This window comes from Bifidobacterium miconis (assembly GCF_019331735.1).
Lineage (GTDB): Bacteria > Actinomycetota > Actinomycetes > Actinomycetales > Bifidobacteriaceae > Bifidobacterium > Bifidobacterium miconis.
On the sequence record NZ_JAHBBH010000051.1, the window covers coordinates 1 to 17359 of the forward strand.

Genomic DNA, 17359 nt, shown 5'->3' on the forward strand with positions numbered 1-17359 from the left:
CAGCCTCTCGATCGTCGAACTGCGAGCAAACTGCGGAAAACTGCGAGAAAATCACAGAGCATTGCACAGCAGCAGGCTCATGTACAGGCGCGGGGGCGGCGCGTCGCAGCGCGCGCCCGCGCAAACCCTCCTACAGTGGAACATATGGGAAACGCCGTCGTACGCCGCAAGCCGAGGTCGGGGCCAGGATCGGAACTGGAATCGCAGCCGGACTCGCAGTGCTCGCCCGAAGAATGGCAAGGAAGCCGCCAACCCGTGCGGCAGCTCATTCGCCGACGGCTCTGGCAGACGTTCGGACCGGCGGTCGTGGTGGCCGCCCTCGGCGTGGGCGCCATCATCTGCGTGTGGGCCGTGCGCGACACAATCGGCCGGCCATTGTTCGCGGACGGCATCTCGCCGTGGGAATACGTGTTCATCGCCGTCGGGCTGCTGGTGCTGGGGGTGATCGGCTGGCTGGCGCTGCATTCGGTGATCGTCCAGCTGCCGTACGACATGGTCGGCGTACGCACCGACGACGATTTTCCGCTGCGGCTCGTGCGCAAGCCGCACGACAACCGCGACCTTGAACTCGAAGACCCCGATTTTCTCGTGTCGGCGATCCTGTTCTCCGGCAATCTCGACCGCGTGTTCAAAGTGCTCGAACTGGACGGCGGCGAGGCGGACGTCTGCTGGACGATCATGCAGGTCAGCGACGGCCGGCTGCGCGTCGTCGGCCGCGACTGCGTCGACACGGGCACGCGGCTCGCGTGCGCGGAACAGTACGCGACCGACGACCTGACCGGCATCCCGATCGACGGCAACTGCGAATACGATCAGCGCAACAGCGTGCTCATCGTCCGCTGATCAGCCGGGCCGGCGACCGACTGGCGACGACTTAGAAGTCCCAATCCTCGTCGTCGGTCTCCTCGGCCTTGCCCATCACGTACGACGAGCCGGAACCGGAGAAGAAATCGTGGTTCTCGTCCGCGTTCGGCGACAGCGACGCGATGATCGCCGGGTTCACGTCGCAGATCTCCGCCGGGAACAGCGCCGGATAGCCGAGGTTCATGAGCGCCTTGTTGCCGTTGTAGCGCAGGAACTTCTCGACGTCCTCCGTCAGGCCCACGCCGTCGTACAGCGACTCGGTGTACTCCACCTCGTTGTCGTACAGCTCGTTGAGCAGGTCATACGTGTACTCGCGCAGCTCCTCGCGCTTCTCGCCGCCGACCAGCTCCAAGCCCTTCTGGTACTTGTAGCCGATGTAGTAGCCGTGCACGGCCTCGTCGCGGATGATGAGGCGGATCACGTCGGCCGTGTTCGTGAGCTTCGCGTGGCTCGAGAAGTACATCGGCAGGTAGAAGCCCGAGTAGAAGAGGAACGATTCAAGCAGCGTCGAGGCGACCTTGCGCTTGAGCGGGCTGTCGCCCTCGTAGTAGTCGAGCACGATCTGCGCCTTCTTCTGCAGGAACTCGTTCTCCTCGCTCCACGCGAACGCGGCGTCGATCTGCTCGCTCGAGCACAGCGTCGAGAAGATGCTCGAATACGACTTCGCGTGCACGGATTCCATGAACGCGATGTTCGTGTACACGGCCTCCTCGTGCGGGGTGAGCGCGTCCGGGATCAGCGAGACCGCGCCGACCGTGCCTTGGATCGTGTCGAGCAGGGTCAGGCCGGTGAACACGCGCATGGTGAGCGTGTGCTCCTCTTCGCTCATCGCCTGCCAGCTGGGGATGTCGTTGGAGACGGGGACCTTCTCGGGCAGCCAGAAGTTGCCGGTGAGACGGTCCCAGACCTCGAGGTCCTTGTCGTCCTCGAGCTTGTTCCAGTTGATCGCGCTGACGCGGTCGATGAGCTTCAACGGCTTGCGCGGAATGGAGATCGGTGCCATGTTGCGGTGTCCTTTGTTCGTTGATTGATTGCGATTGATCGTTTCAGTTTGCGACTGTGCCGTTGGATTGAACGGCTGGGTGCATTGCCGCGACGGGAGCCGGCATGTGTTGCTCGACCGTATGACTTGGCCGAGCGGCCCGGAGCGTGTCGAGTAATACATGCCGGCTCCCGTCGCTCGGTTACGCTGTGCCGTTGCATGTCGCCTGCGTGCGGCAACGACTACAGCATGCAGGAGACGCAGCCCTGCACCTCGGTGCCTTCCAGCGCCTGCTGGCGGATGCGGATGTAGTACAGGGTCTTGATGCCCTTGCGCCACGCGTAGATCTGCGCCTTGTTCACGTCGCGCGTGGTGGCCGTGTCGGGGAAGAACAGCGTGAGCGAGAGTCCCTGGTCGACGTGCTGCGTCGCCTCCGCGTACGTGTCGACGATCGCCTTCCAGCCGATCTCGTACGCGTCCTTGAAATACTCGAGGTTCTCGTTCGTCATGTACGGCGCGGGGTAGTACATGCGACCGATCTTGCCTTCCTTGCGGATTTCGATCTTGGAGGCGATCGGGTGGATCGACGACGTGCTGTGGTTGATGTACGAGATCGATCCGGTCGGCGGCACGGCCTGCAGGTTCTGGTTATAGATGCCGTCCGCGAGGATCGCGTCGCGCAGCGCCTCCCAGTCGGCGACGGTCGGGATCGCGACGCCGTATTGCGCGAACAACTCACGGACACGAGACGTGCGCGGCTCCAGCGAGCGACGTCCGTCGGTGTACTTGTCGAAATAGTTGCCCTGACCGGCCGGCTTCGCGTACGCGGAACGCTCGAAGCCGACGAACGCGCGGCCGCGCTCGACCGCGAGGTCGTGCGATGCGCGGTATGCGTGGTAGGCAACGGTCATGAAGTACATGTCGGTGAAGTCGAGCGCCTCGTCGGAGCCGTACTGGATGCCTTCGCGGGCGAGGAAGCCGTGCAGGTTCATCTGGCCGAGGCCGATCGCATGGCCTTCCTCGTTGGCGCGGCGGATCGACGGCACCGCGGCGATGCTGGTCTGTTCGGCGACGGACGTGAGCGCGCGGATCGCCGTCTCGACCGTGCCGCCGAGGCCGCCGTCCATCGCCTTGGCGATGTTGAGCGAGCCGAGGTTGCAGGAGATGTCGCGGCCGACGTGCGCGTAGCTGAGGTCCTCGTTGTAGGCGCTCGGTTCCTGCACCTGCAGGATTTCGGAGCACAGGTTCGACATGGTCACGCGGCCGTCGATCGGGTTGGCGCGGTTGACGGTGTCCTCGAACACGATGTACGGGTAGCCGGACTCGAACTGCAGCTCGGCGAGCGTGGTGAAGAACTTGCGCGCGTCGATGTAGGTCTTCTTGATGCGATCGTCCGCGACCATCTTCTCGTAGTTTTCGCTGATCGGCACGTCGGCGAACGGCTTGCCGTACACGCGCTCGACGTCGTATGGGCTGAACAGCGCCATCTGCGCCTTCTGCTTGGCCAGCTCGAACGTGATGTCGGGCACGACCACGCCGAGCGCGAGCGACTTGATGCGGATCTTCTCGTCCGCGTTCTCGCGCTTGGTGTCGAGGAAGCGCATGATGTCGGGGTGGTGCGCGCTCAGGTAGACCGCGCCCGCGCCCTGGCGTGCGCCGAGCTGGTTCGCGTACGAGAACGAGTCCTCGAGCAGCTTCATGACCGGCACGACGCCGCTCGACTGGTTTTCGATGTGCTTGATCGGCGCGCCCAGCTCGCGCAGGTTGCTCAGCAGCAGAGCCACGCCGCCGCCACGCTTGGACAGCTGCAGCGCCGCGTTGATGCCGCGCGAGATCGACTCCATGTTGTCCTCGATGCGCACGAGGAAGCAGCTGACCGGCTCGCCGCGCTGCGCCTTGCCGAGGTTGAGGAACGTCGGGGTGGCCGGCTGGAAGCGGCCGGCGATCATCTCGTCGAGGTACGCGTTCGCCGCGCGCTCGTCGCCGGCGGCCAGGTCGAGCGCGACCGCGGCGCAGCGCTGCGGGAAGTCCTCGAGGTACTGCTTGCCGTCGAACGACTTGAGTGCGTAGGAGCGGAAGAACTTGAACGCGCCGAGGAACGTCTCGAACTCGTAGCCGCTGGCGGCCGCGCGCGCGTAGAACACGTCGAGGAATTCGGGCGTGTACTGGTCGAACACGCGCTTCTCGTAGTACTGGTTGTCGATCAGGTACGCGAGGCGCTCGGCCGTGGAGTCGAAGTGCTTGGTGTTCGGCTCGATCTCGCTGGCGACGTACGCGCGCTCGGCTTCCTTGTCCTTGTCGAACTGGATGCGGTGATGCTCGTCGTACAGGTTGAGCATCGCGTTGAGCGCGTGGTAGTCGGTGGACGGGTCGTAGGTGGTCATGGATTGGTCTTTCTTGGTCGAATGGAGTTATTGGCGTGGCATTGGCGAGGTCTGCCGGGCGCTGCTATCCCGAATGTCACGCGTATTGGTCTCTTTGCGTGACATTCGGACCAGTATCGGGGCCGCGATCCCGAATGTCACGGAACCGGGTCTCTTTGCGTGACATTCCGGTTGATATCGGTGACGTGCTATCCCGAATGTCACGGAAACGAATCGATGCGCGTGACATTCCCGCCAGCATCGAGCCGGTACTGGCTCGAATGTCACGCAACGGGGGCGACCGGCGCCTGATCGGCCGTCGCGGCGCCGTCGGCCGCGAAGAACCGGGCCAGCCCCTCGCGCGTCTTGCGCACGTCCTCCGGCGTGCCCATGAGTTCGAACGTGAACAGCAGCGGCACCTTGCATTTTGCGGATACGATGCGTCCGGCGGCGGCGTACGCTTCGCCGAAGTTCGTGTTGCCCGACGCGATCACGCCGCGGATCCACGCGCGATTGTCGGGATCGTTGAGGAAGCGCTTGACTTGCGGCGGCACGGCCTTGCTCACGACTCCCCCGCCGTACGTCGGCACGATCAGCACGTACGGTTCGTGCACGGCGAGCGGCTCGTCACCGGGGCGCAGCGGGATGCGGTAGGACGCGATGCCGAGTTCGTTCAGCCTGCAGTGCTCGACGAATCGTGCGGTGTTCTCCGACGCGGACGAGAAGTAGACGACCGCGCCGACGTGGTGCGACGACGATTCGGCCGGTTCGGCTGCGCCTGCGGTCGGGACTGTCGACGACGACTGTTTCGTTGCGACGGTCGCCGGTTCGGCCGCGTCTGCGCGCGCGATGGCGGACATGTTTGGTTGCGTCGTCGAATCGCTCATGCGACCAGCACGCGCCCGTTGGCTCCGGTCGCTGAGATGGTGTCGTGCTCGGCCACGGATTCGGCGGCGACGGACTTGGCCAGTTCGCGGATGAGGTCGGGGCGGTAGCCGGTCCACGAGTTGTCCGGCGTGATGACGACCGGAGCCTGCTTGAAGCCGGCTTCCTGCAGCTGCTCGAGCGTGGACGGGTTTTCGGACAGATCGACGGTTTCGAACGGCACACCCAGCTTGGTGAGCTGGCGCTTGGTGGCGTCGCACTGCGGGCAACGCGGTTTGGTGAAGACGGTGACGGTCATGTGGTGCCTCCATTCGGTCGATGCTGTGAACTGCCGAAGGACTAGACTACAACTAACCGCGAACCGCGCCAGCACTAGTTCTTGTGGCGTGTCGGGCTTACATTCACTAGATATAGGGTTTGCGCCCGGTCTGGCAGTAGGCGTGTCGCGCCGCGTCTCGGCGTTTTCACCACCGATCGCACCGCCGAAAATCATCATTGTCAGATACATCACATTGCGCGCAGCACCAAGCACCACCATACGCGCCGCACGACCATCTCCCGCGTGGCAGAAGCGTCTCGGCGAGGAGCGGACCAGCGAGCGTTTTCCGCCACGAGCACAGGCGGGCGGAACGTGGAGTAACGTGAAGTCCATGAGTGAGAATAATGCGACGGCGAGCGCCGAGAATACGCCGAAAGACCATGCACGGACCGAGACTGCATACTTTGCGGGCGGATGTTTCTGGGGTCTGGAACGGTATTTCCAGAACGTGGACGGCGTGACCGACACGACGGTCGGCTACGCGCAGTCGAAGACGGAGTCGCCCACGTACGAACAGGTGTGCTCGGGCGAGACGGACGCGGCGGAGACGGTGCAAGTTGTGTTCGATCCGGATCGCGTCACGCTGCGTACGTTGTCGCTGCTGTTTCTCGAAGTCATCGACCCGTTTTCCGTCGACCAGCAGGGCGAGGATCGCGGTCGGCAGTACCGTACCGGCATGTGGTACACGGACGAATCACAGCAGGCCGTGTACGTCGCCGCGCTCGAACAGCTCGTCGACCGTCAGCCGCAGCGTCCGGCCGTGCTCGTCGAGCCGCTGCGCAACTTCTATCCGGCCGAGGATCGTCATCAGGACTATCTGATCAACAATCCCGGCGGCTACTGCCACGTGCCGCTCGCCGCGATCGCGAACGTGCGCAACCGGCAGAAGTACGTCGAGCGGATTTGGGATCTGACGCTCGAGCAGTTCGCCGTGACGCAGCTCGCCGCGACCGAACGGCCGTTCGTCAACGAGTACGATCACGAGTTCGAGCCGGGCATCTACGTGGACATCGTCAGCGGCAAGCCGCTGTTTTCGTCGCGCGACAAGTTCGACTCGGGCTGCGGCTGGCCCGCGTTCAGCAAGCCGATCGATGCGGATTCGCTGACCGAGCACGAGGATCACCGCATCCCCGGCCGAGACCGCATCGAAGTGCGCACCGCCGACACGCAGATCCATCTCGGCCACGTGTTCACCGACGGCCCGGACGACCGCGGCGGCCTGCGCTACTGCATGAACTCCGCCGCCCTGCGCTTCGTCCCGCGTTCCCGCATGGCCGAGGAGGGCTACGCCGACTGGATTCCCGCGGTCGACGGCGAGTAACGGGGCCGCGAAATGCAAAAGGGCTTGGAATCAATCCGATTCCAAGCCCTTATCTGTGCCCCCCGTGGGATTCGAACCCACAACCCACGACTTAAAAGGACGCTGCTCTAACCGTTGAGCTAGAGGGGCAACAGCACTAAGATACACACGTCCGCCGGACAAGACAAGCCGGCGTTGCGGCCAACCTACATGCAACCTACATGCAGCCCACATGTAACCCACAGACACTTCTACATGCGCCCGGCCTTGGACGGATCAAGGCTCATGGTCTGGAAGCGGTTCGCCATGAACTCGTCGCCGAAATGCCGCGCGAAGAAGTCGGAGACCGGCGAATCGACCGCGATCCCGGCCATGCGCGAATACCACGCGTCGAGCGCCATCACGGTCATCGTCGCGTCGACCAGCATGAACACGAAGCACACGAGCGTCAGCGAATACCGCCACCCCCACGGAATCCGCTGGATCAGCGTGAGCAGTCGCGGCAGGATCAGCTTGACCCATGCCAGGCCGAGCAATCCCCAGAAAAACATGTACTTGCCGGACGTGCGCCCGTCGATCGACAGCCACTGGCCGGTGTAATCCCACGCGGTGATGCCGAACGCGACTTCCATGAACCAGCTGGTCAGGTATTCGAACGTGCCGCCGATCACCGCGCTCGCGCAGAAAATCAACAGCCAGTTGGACCGCCACAGCCGGTTGAGTAGCACGGTCAGAATCACCGAACCAAAGCCGTAGATCGGCGAGAACGGCCCCCACAGCAGTCCCGCGCGATCCTGCCATTCGCCGCCGTACATCGCGAAATGGTACAGCGTCTCGACCACAAGCCCGAACACGCAGCCGACCACGAACAGCCAGAAGATGTTGAAGAAATCCAGCGAAATGTAGCCTTTGCCGCTCAGGTCGCGACCGGGCATGCCTTTGGCGAGCGCGTCCTCGTACGCGGAGAGCTTGTCCATGCGCCACAGCGCGGTTTTGAGCCGGCGTTCCTCGCGCAGCGCCGGGTCGACGCTGACGGACAGCGCGACGAGGATCACGAGTTGCGCGACGGGCGCGATCAGGTCGAGTCCGAAGCCTTTGAGCGCGAGCGTGAACAGTCCTTCGAGGATGGTCAGCGGGATGAGCACGTACGTCCAGCGGGCCGCGTGCTTGCGTTTGTTGACGACCAGCAGCACGCCGAAGATCATGAGCACGATGGTCGCGGTTGCGCCGACGCCGGCCGACAGCCAGCTGAGTATGGCGGTCAGGTCGGGTTGGTCGATGAGCACGCGCCCGGCGACCAGTTCGCGTACGGCGTAGATCGTCGTGAGCACAATGGCCGGCACGGCGAGCAGGCCCTGCACGAGCAGGATGATGCCGTAGACTCGCGCGATGAGCGGCAGTCGCTGGTCGTCGATGTCGACGACGCCGTCGCCATTCACGTCGCCGGGAATGCGTGATGCAGGTTCCGTGGCCGATTCGCGCGCATCGTCGCTGTGCAGACGTCGTTCCAAGTCTTCGCTGTCTTCGCTCATGCGCCCCACGCTATCAGCGCCGGCCTACTGGACGGACGCCTCCTGCCGTGTGACCGGCGATCGGACGCTACTGAACGCTACTGAACGGACGCCTCCTGCCGGGCGACCTCGAGCGCCGCGTTGAACGCGTCCGTGGTCCAGCTGGCGCCGGCGACCGTGTCGACCTTGAGGTCCTTGAGCGGCTTGCCGTCGACCACGCCGTTGATCGCGTTCGCGAAGTCGGTCTGGTGCTTTTTGGAGATGCTCGTGAACGGATGGCCCACGATCTCCACCTTTTCGACGTTTTGGTCCTTGACGGTCACGTGCACGTCGATGGTGTCCTCGCCGATCGGCCCGTACTGGCCGTTGACGGAGTATGTGCCGTCCGCGTAGTTGCCGGTGTCCTTTTTGTCGGACTTGGTGCCGGTGTCGCGGCTGCCCGCGCCGGTCGACGAGCCGGACGATGAGCCGTCAGACCCGGACGAATCAGACGAATCGGAACCGGACGACTGCGACTGCTCCTCCTGCGACCGCTCAGTTTCGCCCGAATTGCCGGAGTATTCGTCGTTCATCGGCGTGGCCTTCGGCTCGCCGCACCCGGCCAGCATCGCGCCGGCCACCACCAGTCCGGCCGCCGCCGCGACCACGGACTTCTTCAACGTGTTCGTATCGCTCATACCAGCAACCTTACCTACTCCGCGACTTCTTCCCCACCGGTTTTCGCGGCCTTGGTCGGGTCCGCGAATCCGATCGCGGTTTCGCCGGTCTGCGCGCCCTCAACCTGAGCGCCGGTCGACGCCGGGCGCCCGCCCGCCGCCTCGTACGCTTCCCGTGCGGCAGAATCGTTCCATTTCTCGCCCACGAGCACGCCGTGGTTGAGCATGATCTCGCGTTCGGCGCAACTCGCCACGAGCGCGTCGTGCGTGACGACGATGATCGTCGTGCCCTGCTCGTGCAGCTGACGGAACAGGTCGAGCACGATCTTCTCGTTTTTCTCGTCGAGGTTGCCGGTCGGCTCATCCGCGAGGATCAGCTTCGGATCGTTGATGAGCGCACGCGCGATGCACACGCGCTGCTGTTCGCCGCCGGACAGCTGGCTCGGCAGGTGGTGCGCGCGGTCCTTGAGTCCGACGCGATCCAGCGCCTCCAGCGCCTGCTTCTCGTCGACGACCGAATGGTAGTACTGCGCGACCATCACGTTTTCCACGGCGGTCAGGTGCGGCACAAGATAGAACTTCTGGAACACAAGGCCGATCATGTTCTTGCGCACGTCGGCGAGCTGGCCAGCGTTCAAGTCCTCGAGCTTGCGTCCTTCGAGCTTGACCGAACCCTTCGACGGCGTGTCCATGCAGCCGATCATGTTCATGAGCGTGGTCTTGCCGGAGCCGGACGAGCCGACGATCGCCAGCCATTCGCCCTGCGGCACGGTCAGGTTGAGGTCGTCCACGGCGTGCAGGTCGCCGTAGATCTTCGAGATATGGTCGAGTTCAAGCAGCATATCCATGATGTTTCCTTACGTTATTCACCAGCGTTGTTCACGAAGCCGAACGATGACGTGTCATTCCTCGCGCAGCACGACTGCCGGGTCGATGCGCGTGGCGCGATGCACGGGCGGGATGGATGCGACGACCGCGACGAGCGCCGCAAGCAGCACGGACGCGACGCCGAGCCCCCAGTTGAAGCCGATCGACCGTTCGAACACGGCCACGCACAGCCATTGCGCGAGCCCGTAGCCGACCGCGGTGCCGAGCAGGCCGCCGATGAGGCCGTACATGGCCGATTCGACGTAGAATTCGACGCCGATCGCCGACGAGCTGGCGCCGAGCGCCTTGCGCAGGCCGATTTCGTTGCGTCGCTGCGAGACGATCGAGCTGATCGTCGTGCCGACGCCGACGAGCGTGAGCACGAGCACGACGAGCGAGACGATCCAGAACAGCGTCTGCAGCATGGTGATGATGCGCGTGTCGGACGCGGTGATCTTGGTGACCTGCTGCGCCTTGACGTGCATGGACGTCATGTCGTTGATGCTTTGGACGAGCGCGTTGAGATCGTTCGCGCCGGCGGAGTATTCGATGACGTCGACGCCGCGCGTGACGCCGGTGAGCTTGTCGACGTCGGCGTTGGTCGCGTAGATGATGGAGTCCTCGCTGCCGCCGGTGTCGACGATGCCGGCGACGCGGAATTCGGTGCCGGACGTGTCCATGATGTCGCTGGAGACGCGACCGTCCTGCATGGGCTGGCCGGAGGACGACTGGCTATTGGACGTCCCGCTGGCGCTTGATGCGGAACCTTCTGACGCTCCCCCAGTCGGGCTTTGCCCGACAGCCCCCTCAGCCGAGGGGGCCGAGGAGGTGGTGTTCCCAGAGCCGTTGTCAGCGTCAGAGGTAGAACCGTCATTCCCCGATTGCGAGGTCGAGCCCGAAGTAGAAGAGGAAGAGTTGTCGGAGGCGCGGTAACCGATGGTGATGCGCGAGCCGACCTTGAGGCCGATCGCGTCGGCGATGTCGCGGCCGATGAGCACCTTGCCGTCGGACGGCCACGAACCGTCGACCACCCAGTGATGGTTGAGGTTCTTCACCTGCGCCGCGTCCACGCCGGCCATCACATACGGAGCGGCGTTCACGCGCACGTTCTCGTAGCGGTAGGTCGCGTGCTTTTCGGAACCCTTCGCCGCGACCATCTCGGTGGTGTGCTGCACCATCTCGGCGTCGATGCCGGCCTTGTCGCCGGACGTCGTGGACGAGGTCGGCGTGACGATCAGGTTCGCGCCGTACGCGCGCATCTCCTCGTTCATCTGCTGCGGCACAGCGATGCAGATCATCGCCAGGCAGAACAGCGTGGCCGCGCCGACGAGCGACGCGACGACCGCCATCATCGCACGCGAGCGCCGCCGGAACACGGCGCTGAACAGCATGCGGAAGAACATCCCGGTATTCGTCATCTCACCACTCCTTTCCGTTCGTCTCGGCTCCCCGCACAAACCCAAGCATCACCGACCATGGAGCACCTCCGCGGGGCGCAGGCTCAGGATCGAGCGGATCGACGACGCGGACGCGAGCAGCACGGTGATCGCAAGCAGCACGAACACGAGCACGAACACCATCGGCCGCATCGTGATGCCCGAACCGAACACCACGTGCCCGATCAGCTGCGCGACGCCCGAGCCGAGCCCCGCGCCAACGATCGCACCGAGCAGCGCGATCGCGGCCGTCTCGGCCATCATCAGACGCGACACCGCGCCGTCCGTCGCACCGATCGCCTTGAGCAGCGCCAGTTCGGCCGACCGTTCCCCGATCGAGGCGACCATCAGGTTCGCCACGGCCACGGCCGCCGCGATCAGGCTCAGAATCGTCATCAAAATCATCACGGCCTGCGTCTTCTGCAAGACGTTGCCCTGCAGCGCGGCGACCTGCCGCACCTGCTTGGCGACCGCGTCCGGAATCACCTCTTCGATCTGGTACGCGATCGAACTCGGGTACGCGGTGCAATACCAGGTCTCCCAGTCGTCCTGGCTGAGCGCGGCCGGGTTCTGCGCGGCCTTGCGCGCGAGATCGTTCTCCGGCGTGGTCAGGGCCTTCACCTCGATCTTGTCGGCCGCATCGGGCAGGTCGGCGAGCACCTGCGCGACCGAACTCGACAGGTACAGCGAACCGTTCTCGTCATCGCCGGAATCGTACACGCCGACGATCTTGATCGCCTGCTCGTTGTGTTTGCCGGACGCCGTGGTCTTCTTGAGCGTCACGGTATCGCCGATCTTGACGCCGAGCTGTTGCGCGAGCGTCGCGCCGATCATGCCCTGATCGGTGTCGTCCTTCGGCCATGCGCCGCTGATCTTCCACCACGAGCGCATGCCCTCGACGCCGACCACGGTCGTCTCGCCGGACGCGAGCTTCAATTCCTTGTTGAACCACGTGCCGACGAGCGGTGCGCTCGTGCCGTTGACTTCGGCGTGCACGTTGAGCTGCGGCGCGAAGTTGGTGATGTTGAACGCCCAGAAGATCGTCTTGATCTTGGCCGCGTCCGATTCCTTGAGGAACGCGGTCGGATCGGCTTGGGCGGCCGCGCCGGTGACGCCTGTCGTGTTGTACAGGTCGGAGACGACCGCGTCGGCCTTCGGCTGCACGACGATGTTCGAGCCGTACGTCGACAGTTCGGCGTTGAGCTTGTCGCCGACGTCGAAGACGACGCCCAGCATCGAAACGCTGACCGTGGCCGACAGGCACACGGTGAGCGCGATGAGCAGCCGCCTGCGCAGCTGGCGCGTGAACGACCGCGCGATCATTCGCAGAAAGAACAACGTGTTCCTCCTTTTTCGTATATCCTTGGCCCCCTCGGCTGAGGGGGCTGTCAGCCGTAGGCTGACTGGGGGAGCGTCAGAAGCCAGACGTTCCAAAGCTTTGACTACCCCTCAGTCAGCTTCGCTGACAGCTCCCCTGACAAGGGGAGCCAAGGGTAAGTGAACCCTCACTGGAAGTGGGCGCTCAGCGCGTCCAGATCCGCAGTCTGAATGGTGATCTTGCCGTTGCCGGTCTTGTACGGGAACGGCACCGGGTTGCACCCGCCCTTGAAGCCGATCGTCGCCAGATTGATCGCGACCTCGCACTTCTTGCAGATGATCTTGCCGTCCTTCTCGTAGTAGCCCGCGTCGCCGCAGTTGTCGCACGCGTCGAGGCCGATGCCGTACGCGCCGCCGTTCTTCTTGATGATGATGAACCGCATCGACGTGCCGTCCTTCGCCTTGTATTCGAAACGGTGCAAGTGCCCGTCCTCGACCTGGCTGAACGGAATCGTCGCGACGCCGTCCTTCAACGAATACGCTTCCGGCGGCGAAAGCGTGACCTCCTGCTGGGTCGCGGCCACGCCGAACGTGAGCGTCGCGGCCACGCCGATCGCCGCGACTACGCTCCACGCGGCAGCCGCGATCGCGCGCCGACGGAACGCCTTGTGCTTGCGCACGGTCGCCTCGTTCGGACCGGTCATCGGCATGCGGAATCCGGCGACGATCGACGCGACGGCCGGAATCAGAAACGTGAACGCCTGCGCCATGATCATGCCGCGATTGTTGTTGATCGACCATGCGAGCAGCACGAACTCGGTGTGGTTCATCGGGAATCCGCGCGCCTGCAGGATCTGCGCGAGGCCGGTCAGATGCTGCACGAACAGGATCGCCATCGTCAGCACGACGGCGGCCGTGAACGCGAACCGCACCGCGGTCGAGCGCATCGTGCGGAAGATCGCGGCGACGATGATCGACATCGCGAGTCCCAGCGCGAAGCCGAGCGCGCGCAGCAGCATCGCCGACGTGAAGATCGGGTCGCCGGGCTCGACCCAGATCGTCAGCTGCAGAATGACGTCAGGCAACGCGTAGAACAGCGTGAGCGCGATGTCGATCGCGGCGATCGCGTTCGCAACGTGCATCCAGACCGCATGTTGCTGCCAGTTCGCGGTGATGCGGCGCGCGCAGACGACGACCGCGATCGCGAGCAGGTCGACGACGACCGCGACGCACAGCACCGGATAGTTGATGAACGTACGCTGGTTGATGACGGCCGACGCGCGCAGGGCCGCGAACACGATCGCCGCGACCGTGCCGACGATCAGGCCGCCCAGACGCCAATGCGAGCTGATCGGCTTGTCGCGCCCCTCGCCGACCGTGAGCATCACGCTCAGGCACATCACGAGCAATGCGGGGGCCAGCGTCCCCGGCATCACCGCCACGAATTGTTCAAGCATTCGCGTCCTTTCGTCGTTCCGCCGACATCCCAATAAACAGCAAAAGCTCCCCTCGTGCGGAAGGGAGCGTTTTGCTATGCGATCATGATGAAACTACCCACGGTACCCGCGGATTCATCACCACTGACGAGGAGTGTAATCCCAGTTGTCGAAGGTGACTTCGATCGGCTCGGTCCAGAAGCGGCCCTTGACGCCGGTCTCCGGGTCGACGTGCAGCATCCAGCCCTTGGCGGCCGGGGATTCGATCGAGAGCTTGAGCTGGTAGGTGCCGGCCTTGTCGAGCTTGACGTTGGCGCCGTAGTGCGGGCCGTCGGAGGCGTTCATCTGCATGAAGGTGCCGGAGGTGGCCTTGCCGCCCTCGACCTCCTTGCCGGTGGACTTGTCGATGATCGTGTAGTTCACGGTCAGGTCCGGCACGAAGTCGCCCTTGCCGTAGCCGAGCTCGGTGCCCTTCTCGTTGGCGTGGATGTCGGCCTCGAGGTGGAAGGAGGCGTCCGCGGCCTTGAGGCCGGAGGAGGCGGGCTCCATGTCGATCGGCTGGAAGTACACGGCGCCGACGGTCAGCGGGCCGTTGTCCTGATCCTGCTCTTCGGCGGTGCCGGACGGGCCGACCGGGACTTCCTCGAAGCCGGCGCCGGCGTCGGAGGAGGTGTCCTCAGACTTGGTGTCGTCCGACTTGGTGGTGTCGGAGGTGGAGGTGTCCGACTTGGTGTTGCTGTTCGACGCGGTGGTGGAACCGCAGGCGGCCAGCGAGAAGGCCATCGAACCGGCGAGCAGCACGCCCAGCAGGGCGGCGATCTTCTTGTTCTTCATATTTCTCTTCCTTTGTTGTTGGATGAAATTTTGGGGAAAACTTTGGGGTTTCGGATCAATCGTCAGTTGACCGCCGCAGTCGTCACGACAGCGGAGGCTGCGGTCGACGCGTCATCGTCCGAATCATCGGACTTGCCGGCCTTGCTGGAACCACTCGCAGCCAGCTCGGCCTTGGCCTTGCGCTGCTTGACGAAACCGACCACGAACAGCGCGATCACCGCGATGGCCGCGATCACCTGCGCCACGATGCACTCGACGTACGGGTAGAAGCCGAGCCAGTCGTTCGTCGGCACGCCCTGCAGGTAGTTGGCCGGCAGCGCGTCGCCCTCGATCAGCGCATGCACGCCGCCGCCCGCGAAGACGACCACGAGCACCGACATCAGGATCGACGTGACGAGGAAGAACGGGCCGATCGGGATCTTCACCGACGTGAAGCGGATGACGAAGAAGATGATCACGAGCACCACAGCCGCGGCGATGCCACCCGTCCACATGCCCTTCGTGTCCTGGCTCATCGAGTAGATCGACTGATAGAAGATCACCGTTTCGGCACCCTCGCGGAACACGGCGAGGAAGCTCAGCATCGCGAGCGACATCACCGTGCCGAACGCGACGTGATCGCCGGCCTCGACCTGCGCGGAGACGGACTTGACGGCCGCCTCGGTCTTGTTCTTGATATACCGGTTCCACGCCTCGACGCTCGACTTGTTGAGCATCCAGTTGCTGGTCCACAGCAGCATGCACATGGCGATCAGCGCGCACACGCCTTCCATGATCTCCTGGATCGGGCCGGAGCCGCCGAACGCCAGCACGAAGATCACCGCGACCAGGCCGGCGCCCGCAAGGCCGGCGACCACGCCGAGGTAGATCCACTTGGTGAAGCGCTTGTTGCCGGACTTGACGAGGTACGCCACCACGGCCGCGACCACGAGCAACGCCTCAAGGCCCTCGCGGATGAGGATCAGGAACGCCTGACCGACCGCGCTGGTGATGAACTTCGTGAAGCCGCCTTCCTTATCGGCCGCACCGCCGTCAAGGATGCCCGCATCCTTGACCAGCATGGCCTTGAGATCGTCGATGAGCTGCTTCGTGCTCTTGAGGTCCGCGCCGGTGTTCATCGACTTGCGGCACATCTTGAACTGGTATTCGACCTGCGAGACGCGGTTGCCGCTGATCGCGTTCATCACGTTCTTCTCGAAGCCGAGCTTCTCGTAGTACTGGTAGTACGCGTTGTTGACGAGCGTGGCGCCCTTGGCCGCGTCACCCGCCGCATACGCTTTGTACGCGTTGTCGAGGATCGGGGTCATTTCGTTGGCCACGTCGGTCCACGAACGGTTGCCCTTGCCCGGGTTCTTCTTTTTCTTGGCGTCGAGTTCCTTGCGCTCCTTGGCGATCTGCGCCTGCAGGTCCTCGGAGTACTTCTTCGGGTTGGCGAGGCCAGTATTCGCGTCGAGCTGCTGTGCGGTCGCATTCAGGTCATTGACCAGATCGGCGATCTTCTGCTTGAGCTGATCGTCGTTGCCACCCGTGTACGAGAGGTTCTGGATGTCCTGGAACGCCTGCTGCTGGCTGGCCTGCTTGTCGGAGCTGACCGAGTCGCGCACGACAGCGGTGAAGTTGGACGCGATATAGATCGTGTTGTACGCGGCCATGAACTTGGACGTCGATCCGGCCGTGTTGCCGGACGTGTATTCCTTGAGTCCGTCCTGCAACTGGTCGTCGATGGCCTTGGCGACGGCCGTCCATGTCTCGTAGTCGACGCTGCTGCTGTCGTCGGCGACCGCGACGCCGGCCGTCGGCAGGATCACGGAAACCGGGGCGGCCGTCCCGTCATTCGAGGTCGAAAGCGGCGCGACGGCGAGCGCCAGCATGGTCACGAACGCGGCGACGAACGCGATCACGGCGACCGTTATTTTGGTCGTCATCGCGGTCATTGCCGTGCGCGCGACCGACTTGCCGGCCACGGGCACCGTGGCGGCGGTCATCATGGCACGATTCGACATTCCTGAAGCTTCCTCTCCTATGCGCATGCGGGCTTTTCGCCCACCGCGCACCAACCTACGAGGAAACTTCCGGAAAAAACAGTCTTGATTTTTTGGGCCGTTTGCGGTAGTGCCGCGTTTATGGCGGAATATCAACGCCGTTTATATCGAAAATCCCCCCTACTCCGTCTCACCATCCGATATTCCGCCGCGGCACTTCCCCGCAACACGCCGGATGCGGCATGGAGACTTCCGCCTCCCTACCGATGTGCAGGCACCTGTCGGAAGATCTGACCGCAGTTTGACGATCGAGAGGCTGAATTCGCCTTTTGCCGAGGTCAGTTTGACGATCGAGAGGCTATGCCATCCCTCGCAAACACCAAAAACCAGTCCTGATAGCCCCTTGTCCAAGGGAAATTTCTCGGTTGCCGGTTGCCGGCAGCCTCTTGATCGTCAAACTGACCTCAACCGGAGCCAAAATCAGCCTCTCGATCGTCAAACTGCCGTGCCGCATCACGCCTCGAGCACGGCGAGCACCTTCTTTTCGTCGTAGAACGCGAAGATCAGGCCGCCCAAGCCGCACAGCACCGCCGCGCACACGGCGGCT

At 63.9% G+C, this 17359-nt stretch carries 13 protein-coding genes, 1 tRNA gene and 3 pseudogenes; 2 read left to right on the top strand and 15 right to left on the bottom strand.

Annotation, left to right across the window (positions count from 1 at the left end; all coding sequences use genetic code 11):
• The first annotated feature begins 255 nt into the window (after positions 1 to 255).
• Positions 256 to 843: a hypothetical protein gene (locus KIH79_RS11665; protein WP_219059534.1), complete on the top strand. Its 588-nt coding sequence runs from the start codon at positions 256 to 258 to the stop codon at positions 841 to 843.
• A 31-nt stretch (positions 844 to 874) separates the two neighbouring features.
• Here KIH79_RS11665 and nrdF read toward each other — a convergent pair whose 3' ends face one another.
• The 4 genes from nrdF to KIH79_RS11685 all read right to left on the bottom strand — a co-directional run bounded on the left by nrdF (position 875) and on the right by KIH79_RS11685 (position 5392).
• Positions 875 to 1867 (bottom strand): class 1b ribonucleoside-diphosphate reductase subunit beta, encoded by a 993-nt coding sequence (nrdF, locus tag KIH79_RS11670; protein WP_219059535.1) that lies wholly within the window; start codon positions 1865 to 1867, stop codon positions 875 to 877.
• A 221-nt stretch (positions 1868 to 2088) separates the two neighbouring features.
• The gene (nrdE, locus tag KIH79_RS11675) at positions 2089 to 4230 is read right to left on the bottom strand and encodes a class 1b ribonucleoside-diphosphate reductase subunit alpha (RefSeq protein WP_219059536.1); all 2142 of its coding nucleotides are present in this window, start codon (positions 4228 to 4230) and stop codon (positions 2089 to 2091) included.
• A gap of 263 nt (positions 4231 to 4493) precedes the next feature.
• Positions 4494 to 5069 (bottom strand): class Ib ribonucleoside-diphosphate reductase assembly flavoprotein NrdI, encoded by a 576-nt coding sequence (nrdI, locus tag KIH79_RS11680; RefSeq protein ID WP_219059545.1) that lies wholly within the window; start codon positions 5067 to 5069, stop codon positions 4494 to 4496.
• A 23-nt stretch (positions 5070 to 5092) separates the two neighbouring features.
• Positions 5093 to 5392: a glutaredoxin family protein gene (locus KIH79_RS11685; protein WP_219059537.1), complete on the bottom strand. Its 300-nt coding sequence runs from the start codon at positions 5390 to 5392 to the stop codon at positions 5093 to 5095.
• Between the two features lie 352 nt (positions 5393 to 5744).
• On the opposite strand from KIH79_RS11685, the gene msrA reads away from it, so the two are divergent.
• A complete protein-coding gene (gene msrA, locus KIH79_RS11690) occupies positions 5745 to 6734 on the top strand; it encodes a peptide-methionine (S)-S-oxide reductase MsrA (protein ID WP_219059538.1) in 990 nt (329 codons plus the stop codon).
• Positions 6735 to 6790: 56 nt separating this feature from the next.
• On the opposite strand, the gene KIH79_RS11695 is transcribed toward msrA, so the two are convergent.
• The 11 genes and pseudogenes from KIH79_RS11695 to KIH79_RS11740 form a co-directional block, all read right to left on the bottom strand.
• Positions 6791 to 6863 (bottom strand) — tRNA-Lys (locus KIH79_RS11695).
• Positions 6864 to 6964: 101 nt separating this feature from the next.
• Positions 6965 to 8254: a putative ABC transporter permease gene (locus KIH79_RS11700; protein ID WP_420829379.1), complete on the bottom strand. Its 1290-nt coding sequence runs from the start codon at positions 8252 to 8254 to the stop codon at positions 6965 to 6967.
• Positions 8255 to 8322: 68 nt separating this feature from the next.
• Positions 8323 to 8901, bottom strand: a complete 579-nt coding sequence (locus tag KIH79_RS11705) for an FMN-binding protein (RefSeq protein WP_219059540.1) — start codon at positions 8899 to 8901, stop codon at positions 8323 to 8325.
• 14 nt (positions 8902 to 8915) lie between these two features.
• On the bottom strand, positions 8916 to 9722 hold the full coding sequence (locus tag KIH79_RS11710; protein WP_219059546.1) for an ABC transporter ATP-binding protein: 807 nt from the start codon (positions 9720 to 9722) through the stop codon (positions 8916 to 8918).
• A gap of 60 nt (positions 9723 to 9782) precedes the next feature.
• Positions 9783 to 10454 (bottom strand): annotated as a pseudogene (locus KIH79_RS13280) (ABC transporter permease); the annotation flags it as partial.
• Between the two features lie 198 nt (positions 10455 to 10652).
• Positions 10653 to 11165, bottom strand: a pseudogene (locus KIH79_RS13285) (ABC transporter permease); the annotation flags it as partial.
• 48 nt (positions 11166 to 11213) lie between these two features.
• Complete coding sequence (locus tag KIH79_RS11720; RefSeq protein ID WP_219059542.1) at positions 11214 to 12521, bottom strand: ABC transporter permease; 1308 nt, start codon at positions 12519 to 12521, stop codon at positions 11214 to 11216.
• 167 nt (positions 12522 to 12688) lie between these two features.
• On the bottom strand, positions 12689 to 13957 hold the full coding sequence (locus KIH79_RS11725; RefSeq protein ID WP_219059543.1) for a DUF2318 domain-containing protein: 1269 nt from the start codon (positions 13955 to 13957) through the stop codon (positions 12689 to 12691).
• Positions 13958 to 14074: 117 nt separating this feature from the next.
• Positions 14075 to 14770 carry an iron transporter gene (locus KIH79_RS11730; protein ID WP_219059544.1) on the bottom strand — a complete coding sequence of 232 codons (696 nt, stop codon included), beginning with the start codon at positions 14768 to 14770 and terminating at the stop codon, positions 14075 to 14077.
• Positions 14771 to 14832: 62 nt separating this feature from the next.
• Positions 14833 to 16641: an FTR1 family iron permease gene (locus KIH79_RS11735; RefSeq protein WP_219059547.1), complete on the bottom strand. Its 1809-nt coding sequence runs from the start codon at positions 16639 to 16641 to the stop codon at positions 14833 to 14835.
• A gap of 624 nt (positions 16642 to 17265) precedes the next feature.
• Positions 17266 to 17359 (bottom strand): annotated as a pseudogene (locus tag KIH79_RS11740) (symporter); the annotation flags it as partial.